We start from the raw sequence: 23775 nt of genomic DNA, 5'->3' as shown, positions 1-23775 counted from the left end.
CAATGAGACTGAGTTCAACAGGTCAATTAAGCTGCAATGATGATGCACAAGCCGGTTAACAGTACCCAGCCTGAAAAGATAAGTTTCACGACTTTAGGTGATAGATACTCAACGATTGAACGAGCAATGATGCCGCCGAGTATGGCGCTGGGGCCAGCAAACAGTACCACCTGCCAAGAAATGGCTTGGGTCGAGTAGATATGATGTGGAATAGCGGTCCAAACCGAAATAGCTGACACCATCACCGCTGCTGCAATTGCCATACTGACGTTAAAGCCTCTGAGAATAAGGTAAACGGCCATCAGTTCACCGACGCCAACTGATAGCCAGGCGGTAATTACGCCACCGAATAAGCCAATAACCGCTAGCGCGACATAGTCCAGCCCAAGCAGGCCAGACACAGTACTGCGCTTGCCTTGTGCCAATGTGCAATACAGGGTAATCAAGCCTAACCCGATGGAAAAGATACTGAAAATGACATGAGTTGCAGCCGGAGCACCAAGAGCAAACCACTGCGTAAGCAAAATGGCGATCACGGATCCCAAAGCACAAGTAACAACTGCGGGGAACAATCCCTGCCACTGCAACTCAGCGCGATGATTGTGACGATAGCTATACAACCAAGTTAACGCGCCCGCCGTCATGCCGCAGCATTGAATAGCAAAACTAGTGGCAACCGACTGCAACTCGGAGAAGCCTAACTGGTGAAAAGCAGGAATAAAGACAACGCCACCCCCTGCCCCCGTACTGTTGGCGAAGATAGCCCCCAGAATGCCAAGAAAGGAGAACTTATAGTGCTCAGCCACGACTTCACTGGGCTCAGGCTGAGCGAGTAGCAACCCCAGCCACAGAAAACCAAGGCCGACGACAAGCCAAACTTTACTGTATGGTGATTGGGAGGCGTTAAACATAGTCTGCTAAGTTCTTGTTGTTTCGATTGTCGGGGCGGTGTCGTTCACTCAATTGCAGGCGAACATAGCAATGACAACTGATTTGCTCCAACAATCGATCACATTTGGCGCTTAGATTTGTGATTAAGGCGGCCTTTTCGTTAACATAAATCGCAATCGCTCGCATTGTCAGCAGCGCAACAATGAAACCTTTCGTTGTGATCAACCTTGGTATCGACATTGAACTATTTCTCTCCGCCATTTCACCTCCGCAATCGTCATATTCAAACCATTTGGTCTCGACTAAAGCCTCGCCGGCACCATCAACAATTCAGCAAAAGTCACGTTGTCGCTGATGATGGCGAACTGTTGACCATCCAATGGCTACAACAACCCTGCCAATCTCACGCTGGCTTGGTGGTGCTAGTCCATGGTCTTGAGGGCTCCGCCGCGTCTGATTACATTCTCGGCATGGCTAGTGCGCTACAGCAACAGAGATTTGCCGTAGCGATCTTTGAGTTTAGAGGATGCGGCCAAGCACCAAACACCAAGGCCCGGGCTTATCATTCCGGAGAGATAACCGATCTGCAGCAGGTTTTAACGTGGTTGAAACGACAATACCCGCTGCTAACAATTGATGCAGTCGGCTTTAGCTTGGGCGGCAATGTGTTGGCTCGCTATCTCGGCACCCATGGCGACAATAGCTTGATTGACCACGCTGTGATTATTTCTGCACCACTCGACTTAGCCGCTTGCGCCACCCAAATGGCACACTGGAGCGCCAGAATCTACCAGCGACATTTACTGAGCTCGCTGATCAACAAAACCATCGCCAAGCGCCACCGGGTCGATTGGCAGTCTTATACCCTGCCCTCAGACACCGAGTTACTGCAGATGAACACCTTTTGGCAGTTTGATGATCGTGTGACCGCGCCATTGCACGGATTTAGCGATGCCAATGACTACTATCAGCAATGCAGTGGCAAACGCTATCTGCATCGCATAACGCGACCAACGCTGATCATTCACGCCGCCGACGATCCGTTTATGAATTCTGACGTCATTCCGAAATTAAGTGAGTTACCGAGCAATATCGATTATGTGTTGAGCCAACATGGTGGCCATGTTGGCTTTATTGAAGGCAGTTGGCGTAAGCCAGTTTACTGGTTAGAGCAGACCGTTCCAGCTTGGCTTAGCCGGCGAGATTAGCTTTCACCATCCATCGAGTAGATGCTGCTAACATCGTCGAGACGGCTTACCGAAACATTCATGTCTTTAATCAAGCCGTCGTCGAGACCATAGATCCAGCCATGAACTGAGAGCTCCTGACCGTTACGCCAGGCATTTTGCACTATGGTGGTATGGCAAACGTTGGCAACTTGCTCACGAACGTTCAATTCACACATTAAGCGAAAACGCTGCTCGTCATCGGCAACCGCTTCGATGCGTGCCTTATGAGCCCGGTAGACATCTTTGATATGGCGCAACCAGTTATCAATGAGGCCAAACGTCTCGTTACCCATGGCAGCCTTTACACCACCACAGCCATAATGGCCAACCACCATGATGTGCTTCACTTTCAACACTTCGACTGCGTATTGAATGACTGACAGGCAATTCAGATCGGTATGCACCACGACATTGGCAATATTGCGATGAACAAACACTTCGCCGGGTAGCAAGCCAACAATTTGATTGGCTGGGACACGAGAATCAGAGCAACCAATCCACAAGTATTCCGGTGTTTGCTGCTCTGTTAAATTATCGAAGAACTCTGGATCTGCTTCTTTGGTCGATGCAGCCCACTCCTCATTTTTCTTAAATAATTGCTTGATAACCGTCATGAATAACCCCTTTCTGTGCGGGGACAATTATATGGACGCAACCGCCGAAGTCACGCCAAATCAGACTGGTCCGTGCTGCTAGATCAATCGTTTATGCGATGCCGATGTATTTGTGGGTTTGTACCGACAAGCGCCAATTTCGCGCAATGCAGGTTTCCATGCATAGTCTAGTCGCTCGAGCTTTTTGACTAATCGGCTGCAAACATACGAACACATCCGCCGAATTTAACTCAGCACCAACCATCAGTTCATCGAGGTTGTCGATGTCTTGTTGACGAGCTACCGGGTGCTTGATCTCGTCAGCCCGCTGCAATGCTTCGGTCAACACTTTCATACCACCTTTCATGCCAACCTTTGGCGACACTGTCACCCAAGTTTGTTCTGCTGCTTTTATTGGATAAGTGCCACTGGTTTCGATCTGCACAGAATAACCATTGGCAATCAAATAACCGGTCAATGGCGTCAGATCATACATGCAGGGCTCGCCACCAGTGATCACCACGTGCCTAGCTTGGTAGCCTTGTTGTTGAAATAAATTTACCAGTTGCTCTGAATCAAGCTTGGTGTACTGAGGGGAGTCAACTTTTTTGCTGACAATGATGTTGCTATCAACCTCGTCATCAGCCTCAACATCCCAAGTATGTTTAGTGTCACACCAAGCACAACCGACCGGGCATCCTTGCAGCCGAACAAACAGTGCAGGCACTCCAGTGTGGACCCCTTCGCCCTGAATGGTCTGAAATACTTCATTGATAGGATACTTCATGCTGCCGTCAGCTCCGCTTTTCTGTAGAATGCGCGTCTTGTACAGGATCCTAGCAGCTCAGGCAAGAATATGAGTAACAAAGTCGTCGTCATTTATTCAGGTGGAATGGACTCATACACCGTATTGAACCGTGCCATTAAGGATGGCAAAGAAGTCCATGCCCTGACCTTCAATTACGGTCAACGACATGTCAAAGAAATCGATGTCGCCAAAGGCGTTTGCGACCGTCTAAACGTGCCACACCAGGTGATCGACATTCGGGCGATCAACGCGTTGCTGGCAGGTAGTTCGCTCACTGATGACATTGATATTCCAGAAGGTCATTACGAAGAAGAAAGCATGAAGTCAACCGTGGTACCAAATCGCAACATGGTATTGCTGTCGTTGGCAATTGCATATGCTGTCTCAATCAAAGCTGAAGCGGTTTACTATGGTGCCCATAGTGGTGACCACGCGATCTACCCGGATTGTCGACCTGAGTTTGTCGAGAAGATGAAGGAAGTATCACTGCTTGCCAACTATGAGCCGGTTGATATCGTCACGCCTTATTTGCACAAATCCAAGATTGAGATTTTGACCGATGGTTTGAGCATGGACTTGGATTACTCCGAAACTTGGACTTGCTATAACGGTCGAGAAAAAGCCTGCGGTAAATGCGGCGCTTGCGTTGAGCGTTTAGAAGCATTTGCAGAGAACCAAGCCACAGATCCGCTCGCTTACGAGAGTTAACTCGCCTAAGCTTCTAAGCCGGTCAAACCATCAAGGTTCGCGATGAGGTGCTTCAGCCAGCATGGAAGTTGGTTGCAGAGCGCTCCAAGAATAGACTTGAGCTTCACCGAATGGTGAAGCTTGCTGGTTTCAACACAACGTTTCAATGCTCTTCTCGAACAACTGCGGTAATCAGCTGCACAAACCTTTCATCAACAAGACGCCGTAAAATAATCCCTGATGGCTCTGCAGCCGCGTCCTGCGGCTGAAGCTTGTTAACGAAAAATTTGTTCCGCTCAGTTAGTAGCAGCTATTCGCTGAATTTTGGGGGAAGACTGAGATCAAAGCAGCCAGCATCGCTGCTGGCTGTTTACTTAGGGTGTCGGATCATCAATCCAATGAGGTCGATAACGGCAAAGCCTGCTCGCCTTGCCATTGGTAAAGGTCAACGCCGGAACTATCGCAACAGCCGCCAGAGCAAGCATCTGCCGACAGGCGTTTGAGCCGGCCTCGTGCGATTAGCAGCTCAAGCATTTGCTCCACCGCCGATTCACTGGCTTTTAACTCGCGTGAAATCATCGCTTTGCTCATCGGCCCCTGCTTTTGCAGCAAGGCCGAAATGTCATGCAGCATAGGCCTGTACCTTTTGCCCTTCAAACAAGGTCTTTGCTTGTTTGGTCCGCATCGCCATATAGGTAAGTAATGGAATGGCAATGGCGATGATAGCAATCACCACAGATCCAGAACCATCCAGCCACCAATAACCGGCTTGATAAAACGCAGTTGCCGAGCAGTAAGCGAGCAGTGTGCTCCAAATACCAATAAACACCGCCCACTTCAGACCGATTTCACGCGCAATCGTACCTGTAGCGCTGGCACATGGAATATACATCAGGACAAACAGCAGATAAGCGAAGGCACCAATCGCACCATTAAAGCGCTCCTGCATCGATGCATAAGTCGACTTACTGACTTCCTGTTCTTCCGCAGCAGTGTCCAAGTCGTCGACATCACCAATGGATATGCCCAGTGGATCCAATAAAGCACCGGCGATAGCTGCGAGATTGCCAGACACTGAACCGACCGCTTCAGCCATTGACTCGCCAAATGTTGCGCCCTGCTCTTCTTCTGATTCCGCCTGATACAGATTATTCAGCGTGCCGACCACCACTTCCTTGGCAAATACACCGGTGAAAATGCCAACCGTTGCCTGCCAATTATCATCATCTAAACCCATTGGGTAAAACAATGGCGTGATGGTTTGACTAACCTTTGATAACAACGATTTGTCAGTATCTTGATTGCCCAACGAACCATCGGTCCCCATCGAATTGAGCAAACCAATGCAGGTCACCATGATGACGATGATCTTACCGGCGCCCACCACAAAGCCTTTTAGTTTTTGCCAAGTTTTCAGTAACACTGGCTTCAGGTGCGGTCGCTCATAGTTAGGCAGCTCCAAGATCACACTGGAGCTCTGCCCTGGTAACAATGAATGACGAAGAGCAAGCCCCGTTAACACAGCCATCAAGATGCCGATCAAATACAGCAGGAACACCATGTTTTGCCCAGTTTGAGGGAAAAACGCGGCGGCAAATAATGCATAGACCGGTAAACGCGCGCCACACGACATGAAGTGCGACATGGCACTGGTGATGACCCGCTCCGACTGCTGCTCCAGCGTTCGAGTTGCCATCACCGCAGGAACTGAACAACCAAACCCCATGATCATAGGAACAAAGGCTTGTCCCGGCAGACCAAGGCGATTCATCAGCCTGTCGACCACCACTGCGGCCCGGGCTAAATAACCAGACTGTTCCAGTACAGTGAGGAATAAATACAGACAACCAATAATTGGAATAAAGGTACTGACTGTTTGAATACCTGCGCCAACACCATCTGCTAATAAAGCAATTACAATTGCCGGCGCACCAATTGACTCCAGCATAGATGCGGTGCCATCAACTGCGATAGCGCCGACAGCGATATCAAAGAAATCGATAAAAGCACCACCAACATGGATGGTGAACATGAACATCAAATACATCACACCGAAGAAAATCGGCAACGCGAACCAAGGATTCAGCACCCACCGATCGAGCTTGTGACTGAGTTGCTCAGCAGCAATAGAAGGATCAGTCACCACGGCACGGGCTAGATCGTTACACAATTGGTACCGATGGCTGGCAATATCCAGTTCGATATCCCCTGCCACGGGTTGTTCGCCGCGATAATGACGGTCAATTAGATCCACCAACTTGCCAAGGCGAGAGCTCCCTGAGTTTTGCTCGAGCCATTGTTCAATGTGTGCGTCATAAGTTGGAACCAGCTGGCAAACACTAGTTGCTGTTAGTCGCTGGATGACTTCGGTGAGATAGCTTTGCGGTTGAGTACCATCAATCACCACAAGTTCAACGCCCATACGATGCTTCAGGGCATCAATATCGACCTCCACCCCTTGCTTGCGGGCGACGTCGGCTCGAGTCAGCACCAACATCATTGGAATGCCCAGCTCTGCTAACTGCGTTGTCAGATAGAGGTGACGTTCAAGGCAGGTGGCATCCAACACGTTGATAATGGCGTCAGGGGTTTCATGAATGAGGAAGTCAAGAGTTACCCGTTCATCCTGAGAGCTCTGCTGCTGTGGGATCAAGGAGTAAACTCCGGGCAGATCGATGACATTTGCTTCCATGCCCTGGTGTTTGAGGCGCCCTTGTTTTTTCTCCACCGTGATTCCGGGGAAATTACCCACCCGCTGCTTTAAGCCCGTCAGGCCATTAAACAAGGTGGTTTTACCTGCGTTTGGATTGCCGACTAAAGCGATGTTTGTAGAACTACTCAAGCTTGTTGTACCTCGATCGCTTCTGCCAAGTCTCCCCGCAGCATAAGCTGGGTGCTTTTGACTTCAATTTGGCAGCCTTTTCCATATGGTGCAGGCCGCACATAGGTGATAGTTGCGCCGGGAATCACTCCCATATCCATCAATTTGCCGCGCGATGGCTGATTGCAATCAATGGCTCTTACCACGGCTCTCTGGCTGGGCTTTAAACGATCTAATGTCATTGGACACCAATATTAATGAAAATAAGAATCGTAATCAGTTCGACACTATAATACAGCTTGGGTCGTTTCGAAATAGCACAAACAAGATCTAGAATGTTTGGGTGGAACGACGTATCGGCTCAATCATTTCATTCAATCCTTTGAAGCTGGGCCTGTCGTGAAAGTCGCAAACTTGATGACTTGAGCGCGACTTCGAGTTGAAATTGACAAGACTTCTCCGGTTGTTATCGAGTATAAAAGCCGTTGAAGGTCTCAAATTTTGATTTAGTTCAGGTTTTTTGCGTTTTACTGGCACAGATTTTTATCGCTTGCTCTGTTCTCCGAACTAAGGCTTGTTACCATGCTGCTCGGATCAACCCATCATTTAGGCTGGAACAACAGATTGAACAAAGTCGCGATCCTGTGGCAGTTAACCATCCCCGCAGCTGCTGCGGTAGCTTTTTGGTGGTGGCCTGCTGGCAACGCATTGTTGGAATACCAAGCATCGATTCCTCTTTTCCAACAATTGTGGGTACTGATCACTGCACCACTGCTCCATACTAATTTTTACCACCTAATCATGAACATCGCTGCCTATGGCTTAATCGCAAGTTTATCTGTTTGTTGCTTAGCCAGTTGGCGCATGCCTGCGTTAACTCTGCTATTGGGAGGGCTTAGCACCCTTGGTTTTGCTTTGTTCAATCAGCAACTTTCTAGCTTAGTCGGACTATCAGGCGCTCTTCATGGCGTCGTCGCATACTTGATCATTCGTGAATTTAGCACTGGGCCGAAATTCATGCTGTTTTTGGCTGTGGGATTAGTGGTTAAGCTGCTGTGGGAGCAGTTCATCGGTGGTAGTAGTTATACCGCAACATTGATCGATGCCAACGTCGCTGTGTTAAGCCATCTTGCTGGCGCCATTTCTGGCGCCTTGCTCGGTATCAGCATTAGCGTTATGAGTCGCTAGTTTTAAGTATTATTTGGCAACTGTTTAGGCCAGCGAATGGTTGATTTGTTCTAATACTTGCAATGGCTGCTCTGCTTGGGTGATAGGACGACCAATCACTAAATAACTCGAACCTTGCTCGATTGCCTTTTCTGGCGTCATAATACGCTGTTGGTCGCCTGCATCAGCGCCAATTGGGCGAATACCTGGCGTCACCAGAAGAAATTCGTCACCTAGACGACTGCGTAACATCCGCGACTCACGCGCTGAACATACCACACCGTCCAAACCCGCTTCTTGCGTCAATGATGCCAGTCGACGAACATGTTCAAAAGGCTCAACCTTAATGCCAGTATCGCGTAAGTCATCGGCACTCATACTGGTTAACACGGTCACCGCAATCAATTTGGGTGCCTTGTCACCGTATGGTTCGAGCGCCTTTTTGGCAGCCTCCATCATTACCTTACCGCCACTGGCGTGGACATTGACCATCCAAACGCCAAGCTCTGCAGCAGCGGCTACAGCTTTCGCCACGGTATTTGGAATGTCATGGAATTTAAGATCCAAAAACACATCAAACCCTTTGGCAACCAATTGTTTAACAAACTCAGGCCCAAATAAGGTGAACATTTCTTTGCCAATTTTCAGTCGACAACTTTCCGGAGTGACTTGCTCCACGAAAGCCAGCGCCTGTTCTTGAGTTGGATAGTCCAACGCCACAATTACTTTTGAGTCTGTCATCTAAGATATAAATCCTAATTCTTTCGGGGTCTACTCACCGTCCAATCCGCGGACCGGTTTAGTTTCGCCCCAGCTTTTACAGGAAGGACATTGCCATTGCAAGACGTTGCCGGAAAATCCGCAGTTGCTGCAGCGGTACTTGGGTTTAACCGCTAACTGCTGACCAACCAGTTGTTGCAACATTTCAAGGCTGGCTTTTGCCTCTGGCTCCATTGCTCTGGCGAGGTGGTAATCCATGTAGTGGAAAAAGCCTTTTAGCGATGGATAACGTCGTAACTGAGTTAACTCTAGTAGCTCAGCATCTTGGGCTAACTGTTGTTCCTGCAGCAACTCGGCGAGAGTGATCACTGCCGACGCCCCTGCGCCCCGCTCGACCGCAGTCATCAAAAAATGCTGCATTGGCGTTTTGTCCGGCATGTCGTCATAACACTGAGTCAATGGCACTAGCACTTCTGACACCATATCAATGTCTTGCTCAAGTACTTGTTGGTAGAACTCAATGGCACTTTGATACTGACCTTGCGATTGATAACACTGAGCCAACATAATGCTGGCTCGAACACATTGAGAGTCTATCTTCAGCGCCTTGCGCAAGTACTTCATACGTTGTTCGATTTTTTGCTCACCGAGCTCATCAGCCAGCTGACAATAAAACTGCGCGACTTGTTTGGCCATACCACAATCGACCGGTAACTTTTCAGCGTAGCTAATGGCGCTGTGCCAATCGCGCATGCTCTGGTAAATAGCAACAAGTTCCCGAGTTGCTTGCTCACCGACGTTCTTTTTACCGGCGATTTTCTTGTACAGAGCTTCGGCCCTATCAAGCAAGCCGACGGCCGAGAAGTCTCGAGCTAATTCGTAGATCGTTTGGCGATGCTGTTCTTGGCTAAGTTGGCTGCGTTCGAGGATGTTTTGGTGAATCTTTATCGCTTTTTCAACTTCACCGCGTTTGCGAAACAGGCTGGCTAGTGCCATGTGAGTATCAATGGTATCGCTGTCGACCTCGATCATCTCGATAAACAGGTCAACTGCCTTATCAGCCTGATCGGACAACAAGAAGTTTAAACCAGCGACGTACTTTTCTGATAATTGCTGTTGCTGATCTTGCTGCTGTTGTGCCGCGCTCCGACGCCCCATGTACCAACCATAGGCAGCGGCAATCGGCAGCAGAAGAAACAGCAGCTCAAGCATACTTAGCTTTCTGCCGAATCAATTTGACGTTGTAGCTTACGATTTTTTCGCAACAATCGGCCATATTTCCAGCGCTGAGAAAAATAGCCTGCTGCGGTAGTTGCCCAACCGAGAATAAAGCCGAACACAAGCACGACCGCAATCACACTGGGAAGCGAGAAGGTATCCTGAGCAATCAGATAGTTGACGGTGACCTGAGTATCATTCTGGGCGCCAAAACTTAGCCCCAGCACGACTAACAACACAACAATGACAATTGTCAGGAACAGTTTCATAGAATTGAAAACTTATTAACAAACGAATGACTTAGATTATTGCAAAAAAAAAACGGCACGCCTATTCGGCATGCCGTCTTCGATTGATTTCAGTACAAGAAATCGTTAACCAACGTTGTTCACTCGTTCACGCAGCTCTTTACCCGGCTTGAAATGTGGGACGTATTTGCCTTCCAGTTCAACCGAGTCGCCCGTTTTCGGATTGCGTCCGACACGAGGAGCACGATAGTGCAGTGAAAAACTACCGAAACCACGGATCTCAATGCGATCACCTGATTCCAGCGTGGTTGCCATTTGCTCGATGAGCTCTTTAATGGCGTTTTCGACTTCTTTAGCTGACAGCTGCAACTGCTTGCTGGCCAGACGTTCAATCAGTTCAGATTTAGTCATACCTAACGTCACCGTCCTGTTATTGCCAAGTATTGGTTGCTGCTGGGGGGAGTTACCTCCCCCTGAACATTAGCCTTTAGCGTTTTTGAATGCTTCGGCCATAGCGTTGCTGAAGCCAGCATCGCTGCTGCTCTCGTTGACTTTGTCAAGAGCCGCTTTCTCTTCTGCTTCATCCTTAGCACGGATAGACAGATTGATTTGGCGGTTCTTACGATCAACGCCCATCAGCTTAGCTTCAACGTCATCACCTTCGTTCAATACCAAAGACGCATCTTCGATACGGTCACGAGAGATGTCAGCTACACGCAGGTAGCCTTCAACGCTGTCTGCCAGCTCAATGGTTGCGCCTTTCGCGTCAACTGCGACAACCTTACCAGTAACAATAGCACCTTTCTTGTTGTCGTTCAGATATTTATTAAATGGATCTTCAGCCAGTTGCTTCACGCCCAAGCTGATGCGCTCGCGCTCTGGGTCCACTTGCAATACAACGGCAGTAACTTCGTCGCCTTTCTTGTATTCGCGAACGGCTTCTTCGCCAGCTGCGTTCCAAGAAATGTCAGACAAGTGAACCAGACCGTCGATGCCACCGTCCAGACCGATGAAGATACCGAAGTCAGTGATAGACTTGATCTTACCGCTAACTTGATCGCCCTTGTTGAATTTAGTAGCGAACTCATCCCATGGGTTAACTTTACACTGCTTAAGACCCAGAGAAATACGGCGACGTTCTTCGTCGATTTCCAGAACCATAACTTCAACGCTATCACCCAATTGAACGATTTTCGCAGGGTGTACGTTTTTGTTAGTCCAATCCATTTCTGAAACGTGTACCAGACCTTCAACGCCTTCTTCGATTTCAACGAAGCAGCCGTAGTCAGTCAGGTTAGTCACGCGACCAGTCAAGCGAGTGCTTTCTGGGTAACGGCTAGCAATTGCTACCCATGGATCTTCACCCAGTTGCTTCAGACCCAATGATACGCGAGTGCGCTCACGGTCGAACTTCAGAACTTTAACATTGATTTCGTCACCAACATTTACGATTTCGCTTGGGTGCTTAACGCGCTTCCAAGCCATGTCAGTGATGTGCAGCAGGCCGTCTACACCGCCCAGGTCTACGAAAGCACCGTATTCGGTCAGGTTCTTAACGATACCTTTAACTTCTTGACCTTCCTGCAAGTTCTCAAGCAGAGACTCACGTTCTTGGCTAGTTTCAGACTCGATAACTGCGCGGCGAGAAACAACAACGTTGTTGCGACGCTTGTCGAGCTTGATCACTTTGAATTCCAGCTCTTTGCCTTCCAAGTGCAAAGTGTCACGTACTGGACGTACGTCAACCAAAGAACCTGGCAAGAATGCGCGGATGTTACCTACATCAACAGTGAAACCGCCTTTAACTTTACCGTTGATAACACCGGTAACAGTTTCTGCGTCTTCGTAAGCTTTCTCAAGAACGATCCAAGCTTCGTGACGTTTGGCTTTCTCGCGAGACAGCTGAGTTTCACCGAAACCATCTTCAACTGCATCCAGAGCAACGTCTACAGAGTCACCCAGAGCGACTTCAAGTTCGCCTTCGGCGTTTTTGAATTGCTCTGCTGGGATAGCAGATTCAGATTTCAGGCCAGCGTCAACCAGAACAACACCGTTTTCGATTGCAACGATGGTGCCCTTAACGATCGAGCCAGGACGGGTTTCAAGTTCTTTTAAGCTTTCTTCAAAGAGATCAGCAAATGATTCAGTCATGTTTAATTAACTTTTTAAAATACAAAAGTACCACCTAGCAATCCGGCTAGCTGGGGCTGCTTATAAATTACCGTCTGCATCCATACAAACAGTACCCATTCGTAGGAACGTTGCCCTACACAATGTCCGTTTTCCCTATATGAGCTCCTGTAAGGATCATCATACGGGAATGGCTTACGCCTTTAATTCTGGTAGCCGTGTTTTGGCATATGCCAACACTTCGGCTTCTACCTCATCTAAGCTCAATGTCGTGGTATCAAGACTAATAGCATCATCCGCTGGTTTAAGCGGCGCCACGGCTCGATTCATATCACGATCATCCCGTGCTTGGATGTCGGCTAAAATTTGCGCGATGTTAGCACTCTGACCGGCACTTTGCAACTGAGAAACCCGCCGTCTGGCGCGCTCTTCAGCACTGGCAGTAAGAAATACTTTGATTGGTGCGTCAGGGAATACTACGGTTCCCATATCACGGCCGTCGGCAATCAAGCCAGGGGCGCTGCGAAACGCACGTTGCCGCTGCAACAGCGCCTCTCTCACTTTCGGAAATGGTGCCACTTTCGATGCAGCAGCACCGCATTCTTCAGTACGAATGGCCTTACTGACGTCTTCGCCTTCGAGCATGACACTGACCACTTCGGAATCTTCGCGGGCTTCAAAAGTAACATCAAGATGACTTGCCAAAGCCACGAGCGCTTCTTCATCATCCAATTCAACGTTGTGATGCAGAGCAGCTAATGCCAACACTCGGTATATCGCACCGCTATCGAGGAGTTGCCAGCCAAGGTGCTTCGCCAAACGTTTGCACAAGGTGCCTTTGCCGGAGCCACTGGGACCATCGACAGCAATCATTGGAATGTTGCTGTGTGTGTCTGTGGCTGAATCCTGTTGCCCTTGGCTCATGTGTTGCTCCTATCCGACGAAAACAAAGAAAAGTAAAGCTGCTGCTTTAATGGCGGCACATTATAGAGGGTCATCATCCCTATACAATGTCAGAATGATGAAATTATGGGATCAAAAAGGCGGCCCTTGGACCGCCTTATTTACACAAGATGCACTTTTTCGGTGATTTGTTTATTCGCTGGCCAGTTGCGCCAAACGATCAAAATAATCAGGAAAAGTCTTTGAAGTACAACCCGGGTCGTTGATAGTGACCGGCGTATCCGACAAAGCAACCAGTGAGAAGCACATGGCCATGCGGTGATCGTTGTAGGTATCGATCGCCGCATGTTGCAACTGTGCTGGCGGTACAACCTTAATATAGTCTTCGCCTTCTTCTACTTCGGCGCCAACCTTACGTAGCTCGGTCGCCATGGCAGCCAAACGGTCGGTTTCTTTTACCCGCCAGTTGTAGACATTGCGAATCACCGTGGTGCCCTCGGCAAATAGCGCCGCTGTGGCAATGGTCATCGCTGCATCTGGAATATGGTTGAAATCCATATCAACGGCTTTTAACTCGCCGCGACGAGCAATGATGTAATCGTCACCCCATTCAACCTCGCCCCCCATAGCCGCAATAGCGTCAGCAAACTGAATGTCGCCCTGAATACTGTTCTTGCCAATGCCGGTAACTTTGATTTCGCCACCTTTGATGGCGGCGGCAGCAAGGAAATAAGATGCAGATGATGCATCACCTTCGACCAACAAATCACCAGGTGATTGGTAGCTTTGCCCTGCTTTGACATGGAAAACCTGATAATCATCATGGCTGACTTCAACACCAAATTGCGCCATCAAGTGCAAGGTGATATCGATGTAAGGCTTGGAGACCAACTCACCGATAATTTCAATCGCCAAATCTTCTTTCGCTAACGGCGCAGACATCAGTAGCGCAGTTAAGAACTGACTAGAAATCGAGCCATCAATCTTAACAGTGCCACCATTCAAACCTGTGCCAACGATTTTGACTGGTGGATAACCTTCATTCTTCAGATACGTAACGTCAGTACCGAGCGCTTGCAAGGCATCAACCAAATGCAAAATTGGTCGCTCTTCCATCCGCGGCTCACCACCAAGCACAACTTCACCAGAGCCGAGCGTCAACGCGGCACAAAGCGGACGCATTGCGGTACCGGCATTACCAAGAAACAAATCCAACGGCTCAGTTACCGCAAACGGACCACCATTGCCTTGCACCCAGCATTCGGTTTTGCAATCAGAAAGTCGATAGTCAACACCCAGCGCTTTCAACGCGTTGAGCATGTGGCGGATGTCATCGCTATCGAGCAGATTAGTCAGGTGAGTTTCACCACTGGCCAGCGCAGCCAGCAATAAAGCACGGTTAGATACGCTCTTAGAGCCTGGCAAGTTAACGGTGCCATTGACGCGAGCAATTGGATTGAGGGTCAGAGAATCCATGGAGTCAAAACGCTCCTTTAGTATTAGCTATCAGAAAATGGGCCGACAACGAGTCAGCCCATGAATAAAAGTGGTGAGAGAGCTTACTTTAATGCAAGCACTTTGCAAAGGGCTTCGAGGAAGCGTTGGTTTTCGTTTTCCAACCCGACACTCACCCGCAAATGATTCGGCAGGCCATAGCCGCCAATAGGGCGAACAATCACACCTTCTTGTAACAAGGCTTGATAAACCTCGGCGCCATTACGACCAACATCAACTGTCACGAAGTTTGCTTTCGATGGAATATAGTCCAAGCCCAGTTCATCAAATCGCTCAGTCAGCTGAATCATACCAACACGGTTGATTTCAACCGAAGCGGTTAAGTAATCAGCGTCATCTAACACCAGCTCGGCAGCCGCTAGAGCCAGCGAGTTACAGTTAAATGGTTGACGGACGCGATTAAGCACATCGGCAATGTCCGCGTTTGACACCGCATAGCCAACCCGCAGACCAGCTAAACCGTAAGCTTTTGAGAAAGTGCGAGATACGATCAAATTAGGGTAGTGATTGAGCCAAGCAATCGATGGTGCACGCTCAGCCTTATCAACGTACTCATAATATGCTTCATCAAGTACCACCAAAACATGCTCTGGCACTTTGTCGAGGAAGTGTTTTAACTCCGAGCTCGTTAGAAATGTTCCTGTCGGGTTATTGGGATTAGCAATGAAAATAAGGCGGGTGCGTTCAGTAATTGCTGCTGCCATGGCATCCAAATCATGACCATAGTCTTTCGCCGGCACTTGCACTGCGGTAGCGCCAATGGCTTTGGTCACCAATGGATAAACAACAAACGCATGCTCCGAAAAAATCACTTCATGCTGTTCAGAAACAAAGGCTCTTGCTATGAGCTCCAATACGTCATTGGAGCCATTACCCAAAGTAATTTGCTCGGCCTTGGCAGTCAGTTTTTGTGCCAGCGCAGTCTTGAGATAAAAACCATTGGAATCCGGATAGCGCGACAACTCATCCAGCTCATCACACAGCAACTGCTTGACGCGATTGCTAATACCCAAAGGGTTTTCATTACTCGCCAACTTTACAATGTTGCGAATGCCAAGTTCTCGTTCAAGTTCAGAAGTTGGTTTACCAGCCTGATAGGGCTGCAAACTCTGAACTCCGGAATTGGCTAAAGCAAGAAAATCACAGCTCATCACTACTCCTAAATGCAATACGGCTTCACTAATATGGTCGAACTAACGTCACCTAACTAATGTGACCTACCTAATGTGACTTACCTAGGCCTGAGTGCGTTCGAACTCTTTCATGAAATCAACCAAAGCAAGCACGCCTTGCTCTGGCATGGCGTTGTATATGCTTGCGCGCATTCCGCCGACAATACGGTGCCCTTTCAACGCGCGTAAACCGGCTTGCTCCGATTGCGTCAAGAAAGCAGCATTCAAGTCATCATTAGCCAATTGGAATGGCACGTTCATCCAGCTTCTGCTGTCGATAGCAACTTGTGAACGATAAAAATCGCTCTGATCGATGTAATCGTAAAGAATGTTGGCCTTGGCTTGATTACGTTTCGCCATTGCCTCAACGCCACCTTGCTCAAGCAACCACTCGAACACTAAGCCGGCTAAATACCATGAATAAGTTGGTGGCGTGTTATACATCGAATCAAATTCGTCAGTGAGCTGGTAGTTCAAAATTGCCGGCGTTTCCTTGCGGGCATAACCAACCAAGTCGTCGCGAACAATCGCCACTGCTAGGCCCGATGGGCCGATGTTCTTTTGTGCTCCAGCATAAATAATGCCGTAGTCAGCAACGTTAATCGGGCGAGACAAAATGGTCGATGACATATCAGCAATGACAGGGACGCCAGTGCTTGCTTGCGGACAAAAATTGAATTCTAGGCCTTCAATTGTCTCATTCGGGCAAAAATGCAGATACTTGCTGTCTTCAGCAATCTCGACCACTTGTTGTTGTGGCACATGCCAAAGGCCGTTATCATCTTGGTAACTTGATGCCACAACCTCGGTGTCGATAAAGCGCTGAGCTTCTTCAACCGCTTTTTTCGACCACACGCCGGTATCAACAAATGATGCTCTATCGCCAGCTTTGGTGATATTCAATGGCACCGCAGCAAACTGACCTCGACCGCCACCGTGCATGAATAGCACTTTGTAATTACTGGGAATATTGAGCAGCTTGCGCAAATCTTGCTCTGACTTATCTGCTAACTCGATGAAATGCTTGCCCCGATGGGACACTTCCATCACCGAAGTACCAAGCCCCTGCCAGTCCAACAGTTCTTGTTGTGCTTTAGCTAAAACAGGGGCCGGCAACATGGCCGGCCCCGCACAGAAGTTATAAACCTTCGACATCCATTTATTCCGTTGCGTCGCCTTCTTCAGGCGTCTCGTTTTCGGCCGCAGCACTGCCTTCGGCAGCAACCGCTTCGGTGGCTTCACCGTCGACGCTTGCGAGATCGTCTTCTTCGTCGACTTCCTCGATACGTTGCAGACCAACGACCAGTTCATCTTTGGTGGTCTTAATCAAGGTCACACCTTGAGTATTACGGCCAACCAACGAGACTTCATGAACTCGGGTACGGACGAGCGTGCCGGCATTTGTGATCATCATGATCTCGTCGTTTTCATCAACCTGCACTGCACCAACGACTTTACCGTTGCGCTCACTGACTTTGATTGAAACCACACCTTGGGTCGCACGGCTCTTGGCGCCGTATTCGGCAAGTTCGGTACGCTTACCATAGCCATTTTCGGTCACGGTCAAGATCGGACCATCACTGTGTGGCACAATCAATGAAACAACGCGTTGATCTGGCTGAAGTTTAATTCCTCGAACACCCGTTGCTGTGCGGCCCATTGGGCGCAGCGCCATCATCGGCTCACCGGTTTCAGGGTCAATTTTCACTTCGCCAGTTTCACTGTCGCGAGCTTGTTCATTGAAGCGCACCACTTTACCCGCGTCAGAGAACAACATGATGTCATCAGCGCCTGTCGTTAGCGCCACACCAATGAGGTGATCACCTTCGACCAAGTTGATCGCACGAATACCTGAGCTTAACGGACGAGAGTAAGCACTCAGTGGTGTTTTCTTAACGGTGCCTGAGGCGGTAGCAAACAACACAAATTTATCGTCAGCAAATTCTTTCACCGGCAAGATCGCGGTAATCCGCTCATCTTCGTCCAACGGCAGAATGTTGACGATTGGCTTACCACGCGCGGTCCGACTGGCCAGCGGCAGTTGGAATACCTTCAGCCAATACACCTTGCCAATCGATGAGAAACACAAAATTTGATCATGGGTCGATGCCACTAACAAACGCTCAATGAAGTCTTCATCTTTCATTTTAGTTGCGGCTTTACCTTTGCCGCCGCGGCGCTGCGCTTCGTAATCAGCCAACGGCTGATACTTGACGTAGCCCTCATGGGACAGGGTTACGACCACATCTTCTTCAGCAATCAGATCTTCAATGGCGATGTCATGGCTAGCAGCAGTAATTTCAGTACGGCGCTCATCACCATACTGTTCTTTAATGGCGTGCAATTCTTCTTCAATTACTTCCATCAAACGCGCAGGGCTGCCCAAGATGTGCAGTAATTCGGCAATCAGCTCGAGAAGCTCTTTGTATTCATCGAGGATCTTCTCATGCTCAAGACCAGTCAGCTTGTTCAAGCGCAAGTCGAGAATCGCTTGCGCCTGCTCTTCGGTCAGGTAGTACTGATTGTCATCGCGAATACCAAATTCAGGCTCGAGCCATTCTGGGCGCGCGGCATCCTGACCGGCACTTTGCAGCATGGCGGCAACGTTACCCAGGTCCCAACCACGTGCGACCAGTTGCGCTTTCGCTTCAGCTGGAGTCTTCGAGTGACGGATGAGTTCAATGACAGGATCGATGTTAGCCAGCGCAATCGCCAGACCTTCAAGGATATGGGCACGTTCGCGGGCTTTGCGCAATTCGAATACGGTGCGACGAGTCACCACTTCACGGCGGTGCTGAACGAATGCTTCGATGACATCTTTGAGGTTAAACAAACGCGGCTGGTTCTTGTCCAGCGCCACCATGTTGATACCAAACACGGTCTGCATTTGGGTTTGGGCGTATAAGTTGTTGAGTACAACCTCACCCACTTCACCACGACGCAATTCAATGACCATCCGCATGCCGTCTTTGTCAGACTCATCGCGTAGGCCAGTGATGCCTTCAATTTTCTTGTCTTTGACCAGCTCGGCCATTTTTTCAATCAGGCGCGCTTTGTTGACCTGATAAGGCAACTCGGTAACGATAATCGTTTCTTTACCGGAGCTATCGGCTTCGATGTCGGCTTTGGCGCGAACATAAATCTTGCCGCGGCCGGTGCGGTAGGCATCAATGATGCCTTTGCGGCCACTGATGATACCCGCAGTGGGGAAATCGGGGCCTGGGATGTACTGCATCAGTTCATCAATGGTGATGGCTTCATCTTTGATGTACGCCAGACAGCCGTCAATCACTTCAGTCAGGTTATGTGGCGGAATATTGGTCGCCATACCAACGGCAATGCCGCTCGAACCATTAACCAGCAAATTTGGTACTTTGGTTGGCAGCACTTCTGGGATTTGCTCAGTGCCGTCATAGTTTGGCACGTAATTAACCGTTTCTTTCTCTAGGTCGGCCAACAGCTCGTGAGAAATGCGCGCCATCCGTACCTCGGTGTAACGCATTGCCGCCGCTGAGTCGCCATCGACCGAGCCGAAGTTACCCTGGCCATCAACCAACATGTAACGTAGCGAGAAAGGTTGCGCCATACGAACAATGGTGTCATATACCGCAGAGTCACCATGAGGGTGATATTTACCAATCACATCACCAACCACACGGGCTGATTTCTTAAAAGGTTTGTTCCAGTCGTTGCTTAGTTCGTTCATCGCGAACAGCACTCGACGGTGTACAGGCTTGAGGCCATCTCTCACATCAGGGAGGGCACGACCGACAATCACGCTCATGGCGTAATCGAGGTAAGAACTTTTCAGTTCGTCTTCAATATTGACGGGGCTGATCTCTTTAGCCAGATCACTCATAGAAGCAAAATTCCATTAACTAATAGCAAGCTAAACTAGTAGCTCAATTGATCGCATTTTGGGCAGTAGCCCATAATCCAACCGCATTACGATAGGATTAAAATAAGTGGCACAGCATATCACAAGGTTTTGGCCTCGTCTTGAGCTGATTCTCGAAACCACAAAAGCGCGTTTCAGGTCACATAATCAGTAACCCAGATTGAAGTTTAACTAGTTGTTTTCATGACCAATTACCCATTAGATAGTGTGGTCATTGCAATTAACAAAAATGCTACTTGTCACAGTCTTACAGTAAATATCAGCCAATAGGTGGCGAAAAGCCGTGAAATGGTACGTTTTGCTCGGTCCTCATGATATGCTCTGGCGCTTATAGCGATTCTCATTTAGAGCTCCGTTTAGAGGGCTCAAGCATACTACCTGTCAAGGATCACCGTCATATGAAGTCACTGCGATCAGCCGCATTGCGTACCGCCGTATGCACCAGCTTGTGCAGCATACTCTGGGCTCAAGTGGGCCTAGCCAACACTACGGATAGCGATGTTCAAGACGCGTCAGCCGACGCTTCCCCACAACAAAGTGAGTTCAGTGGTTCAACCCATCAACTGCAATTCACTACTGATGAAGGGACTTGGTTGAACTTGGACGTCAGCCCCGATGGTGAGCAAATCGCGTTTGATTTGTTGGGCGACCTCTATTTGTTGCCGATTGATGGTGGTAAAGCAATGCGTCTGACCACCTCGACTGCGCAAGAAATCCAACCCAAGTTTTCCCCTGATGGCAAATCATTGGCATATATCAGTGACCGGCAAGGCGGCAACAACATTTGGCTGATGGACATAGCCAGTGGCGAAGAGAAGGCCATTACTGACGAAGACTTTCGTTTGTTGATGAATCCGACTTGGACTCCAGATGGTAAAGCGATTATCGCTCGCAAGCATTTCACCGGCACTCGATCGATGGGATCAGGCGAAATGTGGTTGTTCCACCTCGATGGCGGTAAAGGGTTGCGTTTAACCGAAAAACCAAACGAGCAACAAGACGTCAATGAGCCTTCGGTGTCTCCCGATGGTCGTTATCTGTTCTACAGTCAGGACACCACTCAAGGTCCCTACTTTCAATACAATAAAGACCCTCACAAGGGTATCTACAGTATTAAACGGCGCGACTTAAAGACTGGCGAAACAATCACCTTACTGTCCGGTCCCGGCGGTGCAGTGCGACCTACGGTATCGCCTGATGGCAAGTATCTGGCATTCGTGAAGCGCGTTGATCACCAGTCAGTTCTCTATCTCTACGATCGAGATACAGGTAGTCAAACCGCACTGTATTCCGAACTCGATCATGACCAACAAGAAGCTTGGGCAATTTTTGGCGTATCACCAAATTTTGCTTGGACCCCAGATAGCGAGAGCTTGGTTTTTTGGGCTCAAGGCAAGATTCATCAAATCGACATTGATAGTGGCCGAGTCGCTGAGATTCCGTTTGAAGCTGACGTCGATATGACGCTGACCCGAGCAGTGAAAGCCCAACCAGAAATCGATAGCAAACAATTTGATGTCAAGATGATCCGTGATATTGCCACCTCCCCTGATGGCAAATATCGCATCTTTCATGCCCTCGGCGCGCTTTATTCACAACCAATATCTGGCGGCAAGCCCAAACGACTATTTAGTATGAGTGGCTTTCAATACAGCCCGTCGTTTAGTCCTGACGGCCGTCGCATTGTGTTTACCAATTGGGAAGATGGTGAATATGGGCACGTGTATGTCGCAAGCTGGAAGGGTCGCCGCGGCGTCTCCTCGCCAACTCGCATTACAGCTAAGCCTGGTCACTACTTAAACCCAAAATTCTCACCGGACAGTGACAAAGTGGTTTATCAAAAAACCGGCGGTAACAACCTGCGCGGTTTTGCCCACGGCACCGAACCGGGAATCTACTGGCAAAAGCTATTCGATAAGACCGCGCACTTTGTCGCTCGCCAAGGCCGGATGCCAATGTTTTCACCAGACGGTGAACGAATTTGGGCGATTGATGGCTACAACGCCGATAAAATGATGGTCAGTTATGCCGTCACTGGCGGCGATAAAAAAGACGTATTCAAGTTAGGTTCCACAACATATGTGGCGTTGAGCTTGGACGGTCAATACATTGCGATTCAAGATGGCTTCAAAGTTTTTCTGGTGCCTTATGTGGCAACAGGTAACGTCCAAGATCTCAATGACGAAATTACTTCACTGGCAGTCACTGCAATGGACAATGCGGCAGGTAATTATCTGCACTTTTCCAAACAAGCCCTCCATTGGGGTTTGGGCGATACCGTATACAGTTATCAGCTCGAAGACGGCTCAGAAACTCAGCACCCAATTCAGATCAGCGTGACTCAAGATAAGCCTGATGGCGTCATTGCCTACACCAACGCTCGCGTGATCACCATGAAGGGAGATGAAGTGATCCCTCAGGGTACCGTTGTCACCGACGGTAACCGTATTGTCGCGGTCGGTCCAGTGGATGCCGTTGAGATACCAGAAGATGCATTGGTATTTGACGTTGCCGGTAAGACAATGGTGCCGGGCTTTGTTGATGCCCATGCTCATGTCAACCACTTCCCAAGTAGTCCGCTGCCGCAGAGCAACCCTGCTTACTATGCAAACTTGGCATTTGGCGTCACCACAACGCACGACCCATCAGCCAACACTGAAACGGTATTCAGCCAAGCAGAGTTAGTTCGCGCAGGTTTGATGGTTGGGCCGCGTATATTCTCTACCGGCGGCATCATTTATGGCGCAGGTGGTGATTACAAGGTAGAAATTGATAGCCTTGAAGATGCCAAGTTGCACTTAAAGCGACTGCAGGCGCAAGGGGCATTCTCGATCAAGAGCTACAATCAGCCGCGCCGCGATCAGCGTCAGCAAATCCTCGAAGCCGCTCGTCAGTTGGGAATTTCAGTGTATCCAGAAGGCGGCTCAACCTTCTATAACAACCTCACTCAAATTATTGATGGCTCTACCAGCGTTGAGCACAACTTGCCGATTGCGCCTTTGTATGAAGATGTATTGACGCTCTGGACTGCAGCTAAAGACGTGAGCTACACGCCAACATTGGTGGTCAACTATGGCGGTCTCAGTGGCGAATACTATTGGTACCAGCACGATGATGTTTGGCTCCATCCGCTGCTCACCAAATATACCTCGGCAGCAGAGCTTCGCGCCCGGGCGATGCGTCGAACCAAAACACCAGAACATGACTACTTTTATCAAACAGTGGCCAAGTCAGCCAAGGCGCTCAGCGACCGCGGGGTGAAGGTCAACGTCGGCTCTCACGGCCAGTTGCAAGGCTTGGCTTACCATTGGGAGATGTGGATGTTGGCTCAAGGTGGCTTTACACCAATGGAGATGTTGCGCGCGGCCACAGTCAATGGTGCCGACTTCCTCGGCTTGAGTCATGAACTTGGCTCCATTGAGCAAGGCAAACTAGCCGACCTAGTTCTCCTTGACAAAAACCCGCTTGAAGATATCCGCAATACCGACTCTGTCAGCATGGTGGTGATTAACGGTCGCCTTTATGACACCAGTACCATGAATGAAGTCGGGCACCGCGAGAAGGTTCGCGGACCACTTTACTTTGAGTTGGAAGGCAACTCGATTGCTCCATCGGGCAATACGTGGGGTATCACTCGGATGGTGGAATACATGCCGACATGTCCGGCACACGAGCATTAGTAGCAAGCTCGAGTAAGTTAACGAAACAACAGCAAACAAAAAACGCCGGTCGATGACCGGCGTTTTTTGTTGTGGTTTTGAACCTCTCTGCTTCT

General features: G+C 49.2%; 20 protein-coding genes. 4 read left to right on the top strand and 16 right to left on the bottom strand.

The genetic code is table 11. The features are described from left to right. Positions 1-26: 26 nt before the first annotated feature. On the bottom strand, positions 27-911 hold the full coding sequence (locus tag CBE68_RS06260; protein WP_087505218.1) for a sulfite exporter TauE/SafE family protein: 885 nt from the start codon (positions 909-911) through the stop codon (positions 27-29). A gap of 219 nt (positions 912-1130) precedes the next feature. Between CBE68_RS06260 and CBE68_RS06250 the strand changes: the two genes are divergently transcribed. Next, a complete protein-coding gene (locus tag CBE68_RS06250) occupies positions 1131-2099 on the top strand; it encodes a hydrolase (protein WP_158100511.1) in 969 nt (322 codons plus the stop codon). Here CBE68_RS06250 and can read toward each other — a convergent pair. Next, positions 2096-2734, bottom strand: a complete 639-nt coding sequence (gene can / locus CBE68_RS06245; protein ID WP_087505215.1) for a carbonate dehydratase — start codon at positions 2732-2734, stop codon at positions 2096-2098. The two genes, CBE68_RS06250 and can, sit on opposite strands and share 4 nt — an antisense overlap. 91 nt (positions 2735-2825) lie before the next feature. After that, positions 2826-3500, bottom strand: a complete 675-nt coding sequence (queE, locus tag CBE68_RS06240) for a 7-carboxy-7-deazaguanine synthase QueE (RefSeq protein WP_087505214.1) — start codon at positions 3498-3500, stop codon at positions 2826-2828. A 69-nt stretch (positions 3501-3569) separates the two neighbouring features. Between queE and queC the strand changes: the two genes are divergently transcribed. Continuing rightward, on the top strand, positions 3570-4229 hold the full coding sequence (gene queC / locus CBE68_RS06235) for a 7-cyano-7-deazaguanine synthase QueC (RefSeq protein ID WP_087505213.1): 660 nt from the start codon (positions 3570-3572) through the stop codon (positions 4227-4229). 369 nt (positions 4230-4598) lie between these two features. On the opposite strand, the gene CBE68_RS06230 is transcribed toward queC, so the two are convergent. From CBE68_RS06230 to CBE68_RS06220, 3 genes are read right to left on the bottom strand one after another with little or no spacing between them, the layout of a single operon-like run. Further along, positions 4599-4841, bottom strand: coding sequence for a FeoC-like transcriptional regulator (locus CBE68_RS06230; protein ID WP_087505212.1), 243 nt, complete (start codon positions 4839-4841; stop codon positions 4599-4601). Beyond that, a complete protein-coding gene (gene feoB, locus CBE68_RS06225) occupies positions 4831-7050 on the bottom strand; it encodes a ferrous iron transport protein B (RefSeq protein ID WP_188708108.1) in 2220 nt (739 codons plus the stop codon). The genes CBE68_RS06230 and feoB overlap by 11 nt, the downstream gene beginning before the upstream one ends. After that, positions 7047-7271, bottom strand: coding sequence for a FeoA family protein (locus CBE68_RS06220; RefSeq protein WP_087505211.1), 225 nt, complete (start codon positions 7269-7271; stop codon positions 7047-7049). Before CBE68_RS06220 ends, feoB begins: the two co-directional genes overlap by 4 nt. A gap of 340 nt (positions 7272-7611) precedes the next feature. Between CBE68_RS06220 and rrtA the strand changes: the two genes are divergently transcribed. Then, complete coding sequence (rrtA, locus tag CBE68_RS06215; protein WP_087505210.1) at positions 7612-8217, top strand: rhombosortase; 606 nt, start codon at positions 7612-7614, stop codon at positions 8215-8217. A 24-nt stretch (positions 8218-8241) separates the two neighbouring features. Here the strand turns inward: rrtA and pyrF are convergent, their stop codons facing one another. From pyrF to gyrA, 10 genes are all read right to left on the bottom strand, one after another. Continuing rightward, a complete protein-coding gene (gene pyrF / locus CBE68_RS06210) occupies positions 8242-8937 on the bottom strand; it encodes an orotidine-5'-phosphate decarboxylase (RefSeq protein WP_087505209.1) in 696 nt (231 codons plus the stop codon). Between the two features lie 30 nt (positions 8938-8967). Continuing rightward, positions 8968-10128, bottom strand: a complete 1161-nt coding sequence (gene lapB / locus CBE68_RS06205; protein ID WP_087505208.1) for a lipopolysaccharide assembly protein LapB — start codon at positions 10126-10128, stop codon at positions 8968-8970. Positions 10129-10130: 2 nt separating this feature from the next. After that, entirely contained in the window at positions 10131-10403 is a 273-nt protein-coding gene (locus tag CBE68_RS06200) for a LapA family protein (protein ID WP_087505207.1), read from the bottom strand. 105 nt (positions 10404-10508) lie between these two features. Next, the gene (gene ihfB, locus CBE68_RS06195; RefSeq protein WP_087505206.1) at positions 10509-10793 is read right to left on the bottom strand and encodes an integration host factor subunit beta; all 285 of its coding nucleotides are present in this window, start codon (positions 10791-10793) and stop codon (positions 10509-10511) included. Positions 10794-10862: 69 nt separating this feature from the next. Continuing rightward, positions 10863-12533 (bottom strand): 30S ribosomal protein S1, encoded by a 1671-nt coding sequence (rpsA, locus tag CBE68_RS06190; protein WP_087505205.1) that lies wholly within the window; start codon positions 12531-12533, stop codon positions 10863-10865. 174 nt (positions 12534-12707) lie between these two features. Beyond that, positions 12708-13436 (bottom strand): (d)CMP kinase, encoded by a 729-nt coding sequence (gene cmk, locus CBE68_RS06185; RefSeq protein WP_087505204.1) that lies wholly within the window; start codon positions 13434-13436, stop codon positions 12708-12710. Positions 13437-13607: 171 nt separating this feature from the next. Further along, a complete protein-coding gene (aroA, locus tag CBE68_RS06180) occupies positions 13608-14891 on the bottom strand; it encodes a 3-phosphoshikimate 1-carboxyvinyltransferase (protein ID WP_087505203.1) in 1284 nt (427 codons plus the stop codon). Between the two features lie 83 nt (positions 14892-14974). Beyond that, positions 14975-16081: a histidinol-phosphate transaminase gene (gene hisC, locus CBE68_RS06175; protein ID WP_087505202.1), complete on the bottom strand. Its 1107-nt coding sequence runs from the start codon at positions 16079-16081 to the stop codon at positions 14975-14977. Between the two features lie 84 nt (positions 16082-16165). Then, a complete protein-coding gene (gene serC / locus CBE68_RS06170; RefSeq protein WP_087505201.1) occupies positions 16166-17257 on the bottom strand; it encodes a 3-phosphoserine/phosphohydroxythreonine transaminase in 1092 nt (363 codons plus the stop codon). A gap of 4 nt (positions 17258-17261) precedes the next feature. Next, on the bottom strand, positions 17262-19961 hold the full coding sequence (gyrA, locus tag CBE68_RS06165) for a DNA topoisomerase (ATP-hydrolyzing) subunit A (RefSeq protein ID WP_087505200.1): 2700 nt from the start codon (positions 19959-19961) through the stop codon (positions 17262-17264). Positions 19962-20398: 437 nt separating this feature from the next. Here gyrA and CBE68_RS06160 point away from each other — a divergent pair, with 437 nt between their 5' ends. Continuing rightward, entirely contained in the window at positions 20399-23680 is a 3282-nt protein-coding gene (locus CBE68_RS06160; protein ID WP_158100510.1) for an amidohydrolase family protein, read from the top strand. Positions 23681-23775: the final 95 nt, after the last annotated feature.

The organism is Neiella marina, from assembly GCF_002165625.1.
GTDB classification, from domain to species: domain Bacteria; phylum Pseudomonadota; class Gammaproteobacteria; order Enterobacterales; family Neiellaceae; genus Neiella; species Neiella marina.
This window is presented reverse-complemented; position numbering and strand designations above follow the sequence as displayed.

Excerpts from the sequence above, each read along its gene's own strand:
- serC (WP_087505201.1), bottom strand. The coding sequence starts at position 17,257 with ATGTCGAAGGTTTATAACTTCTGTGCGGGGCCGGCCATGTTGCCGGCC.
- hisC (WP_087505202.1), bottom strand. The coding sequence starts at position 16,081 with ATGAGCTGTGATTTTCTTGCTTTAGCCAATTCCGGAGTTCAGAGTTTG.
- gyrA (WP_087505200.1), bottom strand. The coding sequence starts at position 19,961 with ATGAGTGATCTGGCTAAAGAGATCAGCCCCGTCAATATTGAAGACGAA.
- queC (WP_087505213.1), top strand. The coding sequence starts at position 3,570 with ATGAGTAACAAAGTCGTCGTCATTTATTCAGGTGGAATGGACTCATAC.
- queE (WP_087505214.1), bottom strand. The coding sequence starts at position 3,500 with ATGAAGTATCCTATCAATGAAGTATTTCAGACCATTCAGGGCGAAGGG.
- CBE68_RS06220 (WP_087505211.1), bottom strand. The coding sequence starts at position 7,271 with ATGACATTAGATCGTTTAAAGCCCAGCCAGAGAGCCGTGGTAAGAGCC.
- pyrF (WP_087505209.1), bottom strand. The coding sequence starts at position 8,937 with ATGACAGACTCAAAAGTAATTGTGGCGTTGGACTATCCAACTCAAGAA.
- CBE68_RS06160 (WP_158100510.1), top strand. The coding sequence starts at position 20,399 with ATGAAGTCACTGCGATCAGCCGCATTGCGTACCGCCGTATGCACCAGC.
- rpsA (WP_087505205.1), bottom strand. The coding sequence starts at position 12,533 with ATGACTGAATCATTTGCTGATCTCTTTGAAGAAAGCTTAAAAGAACTT.
- CBE68_RS06230 (WP_087505212.1), bottom strand. The coding sequence starts at position 4,841 with ATGCTGCATGACATTTCGGCCTTGCTGCAAAAGCAGGGGCCGATGAGC.
- CBE68_RS06260 (WP_087505218.1), bottom strand. The coding sequence starts at position 911 with ATGTTTAACGCCTCCCAATCACCATACAGTAAAGTTTGGCTTGTCGTC.
- CBE68_RS06200 (WP_087505207.1), bottom strand. The coding sequence starts at position 10,403 with ATGAAACTGTTCCTGACAATTGTCATTGTTGTGTTGTTAGTCGTGCTG.
- cmk (WP_087505204.1), bottom strand. The coding sequence starts at position 13,436 with ATGAGCCAAGGGCAACAGGATTCAGCCACAGACACACACAGCAACATT.
- rrtA (WP_087505210.1), top strand. The coding sequence starts at position 7,612 with ATGCTGCTCGGATCAACCCATCATTTAGGCTGGAACAACAGATTGAAC.
- ihfB (WP_087505206.1), bottom strand. The coding sequence starts at position 10,793 with ATGACTAAATCTGAACTGATTGAACGTCTGGCCAGCAAGCAGTTGCAG.
- aroA (WP_087505203.1), bottom strand. The coding sequence starts at position 14,891 with ATGGATTCTCTGACCCTCAATCCAATTGCTCGCGTCAATGGCACCGTT.
- can (WP_087505215.1), bottom strand. The coding sequence starts at position 2,734 with ATGACGGTTATCAAGCAATTATTTAAGAAAAATGAGGAGTGGGCTGCA.
- lapB (WP_087505208.1), bottom strand. The coding sequence starts at position 10,128 with ATGCTTGAGCTGCTGTTTCTTCTGCTGCCGATTGCCGCTGCCTATGGT.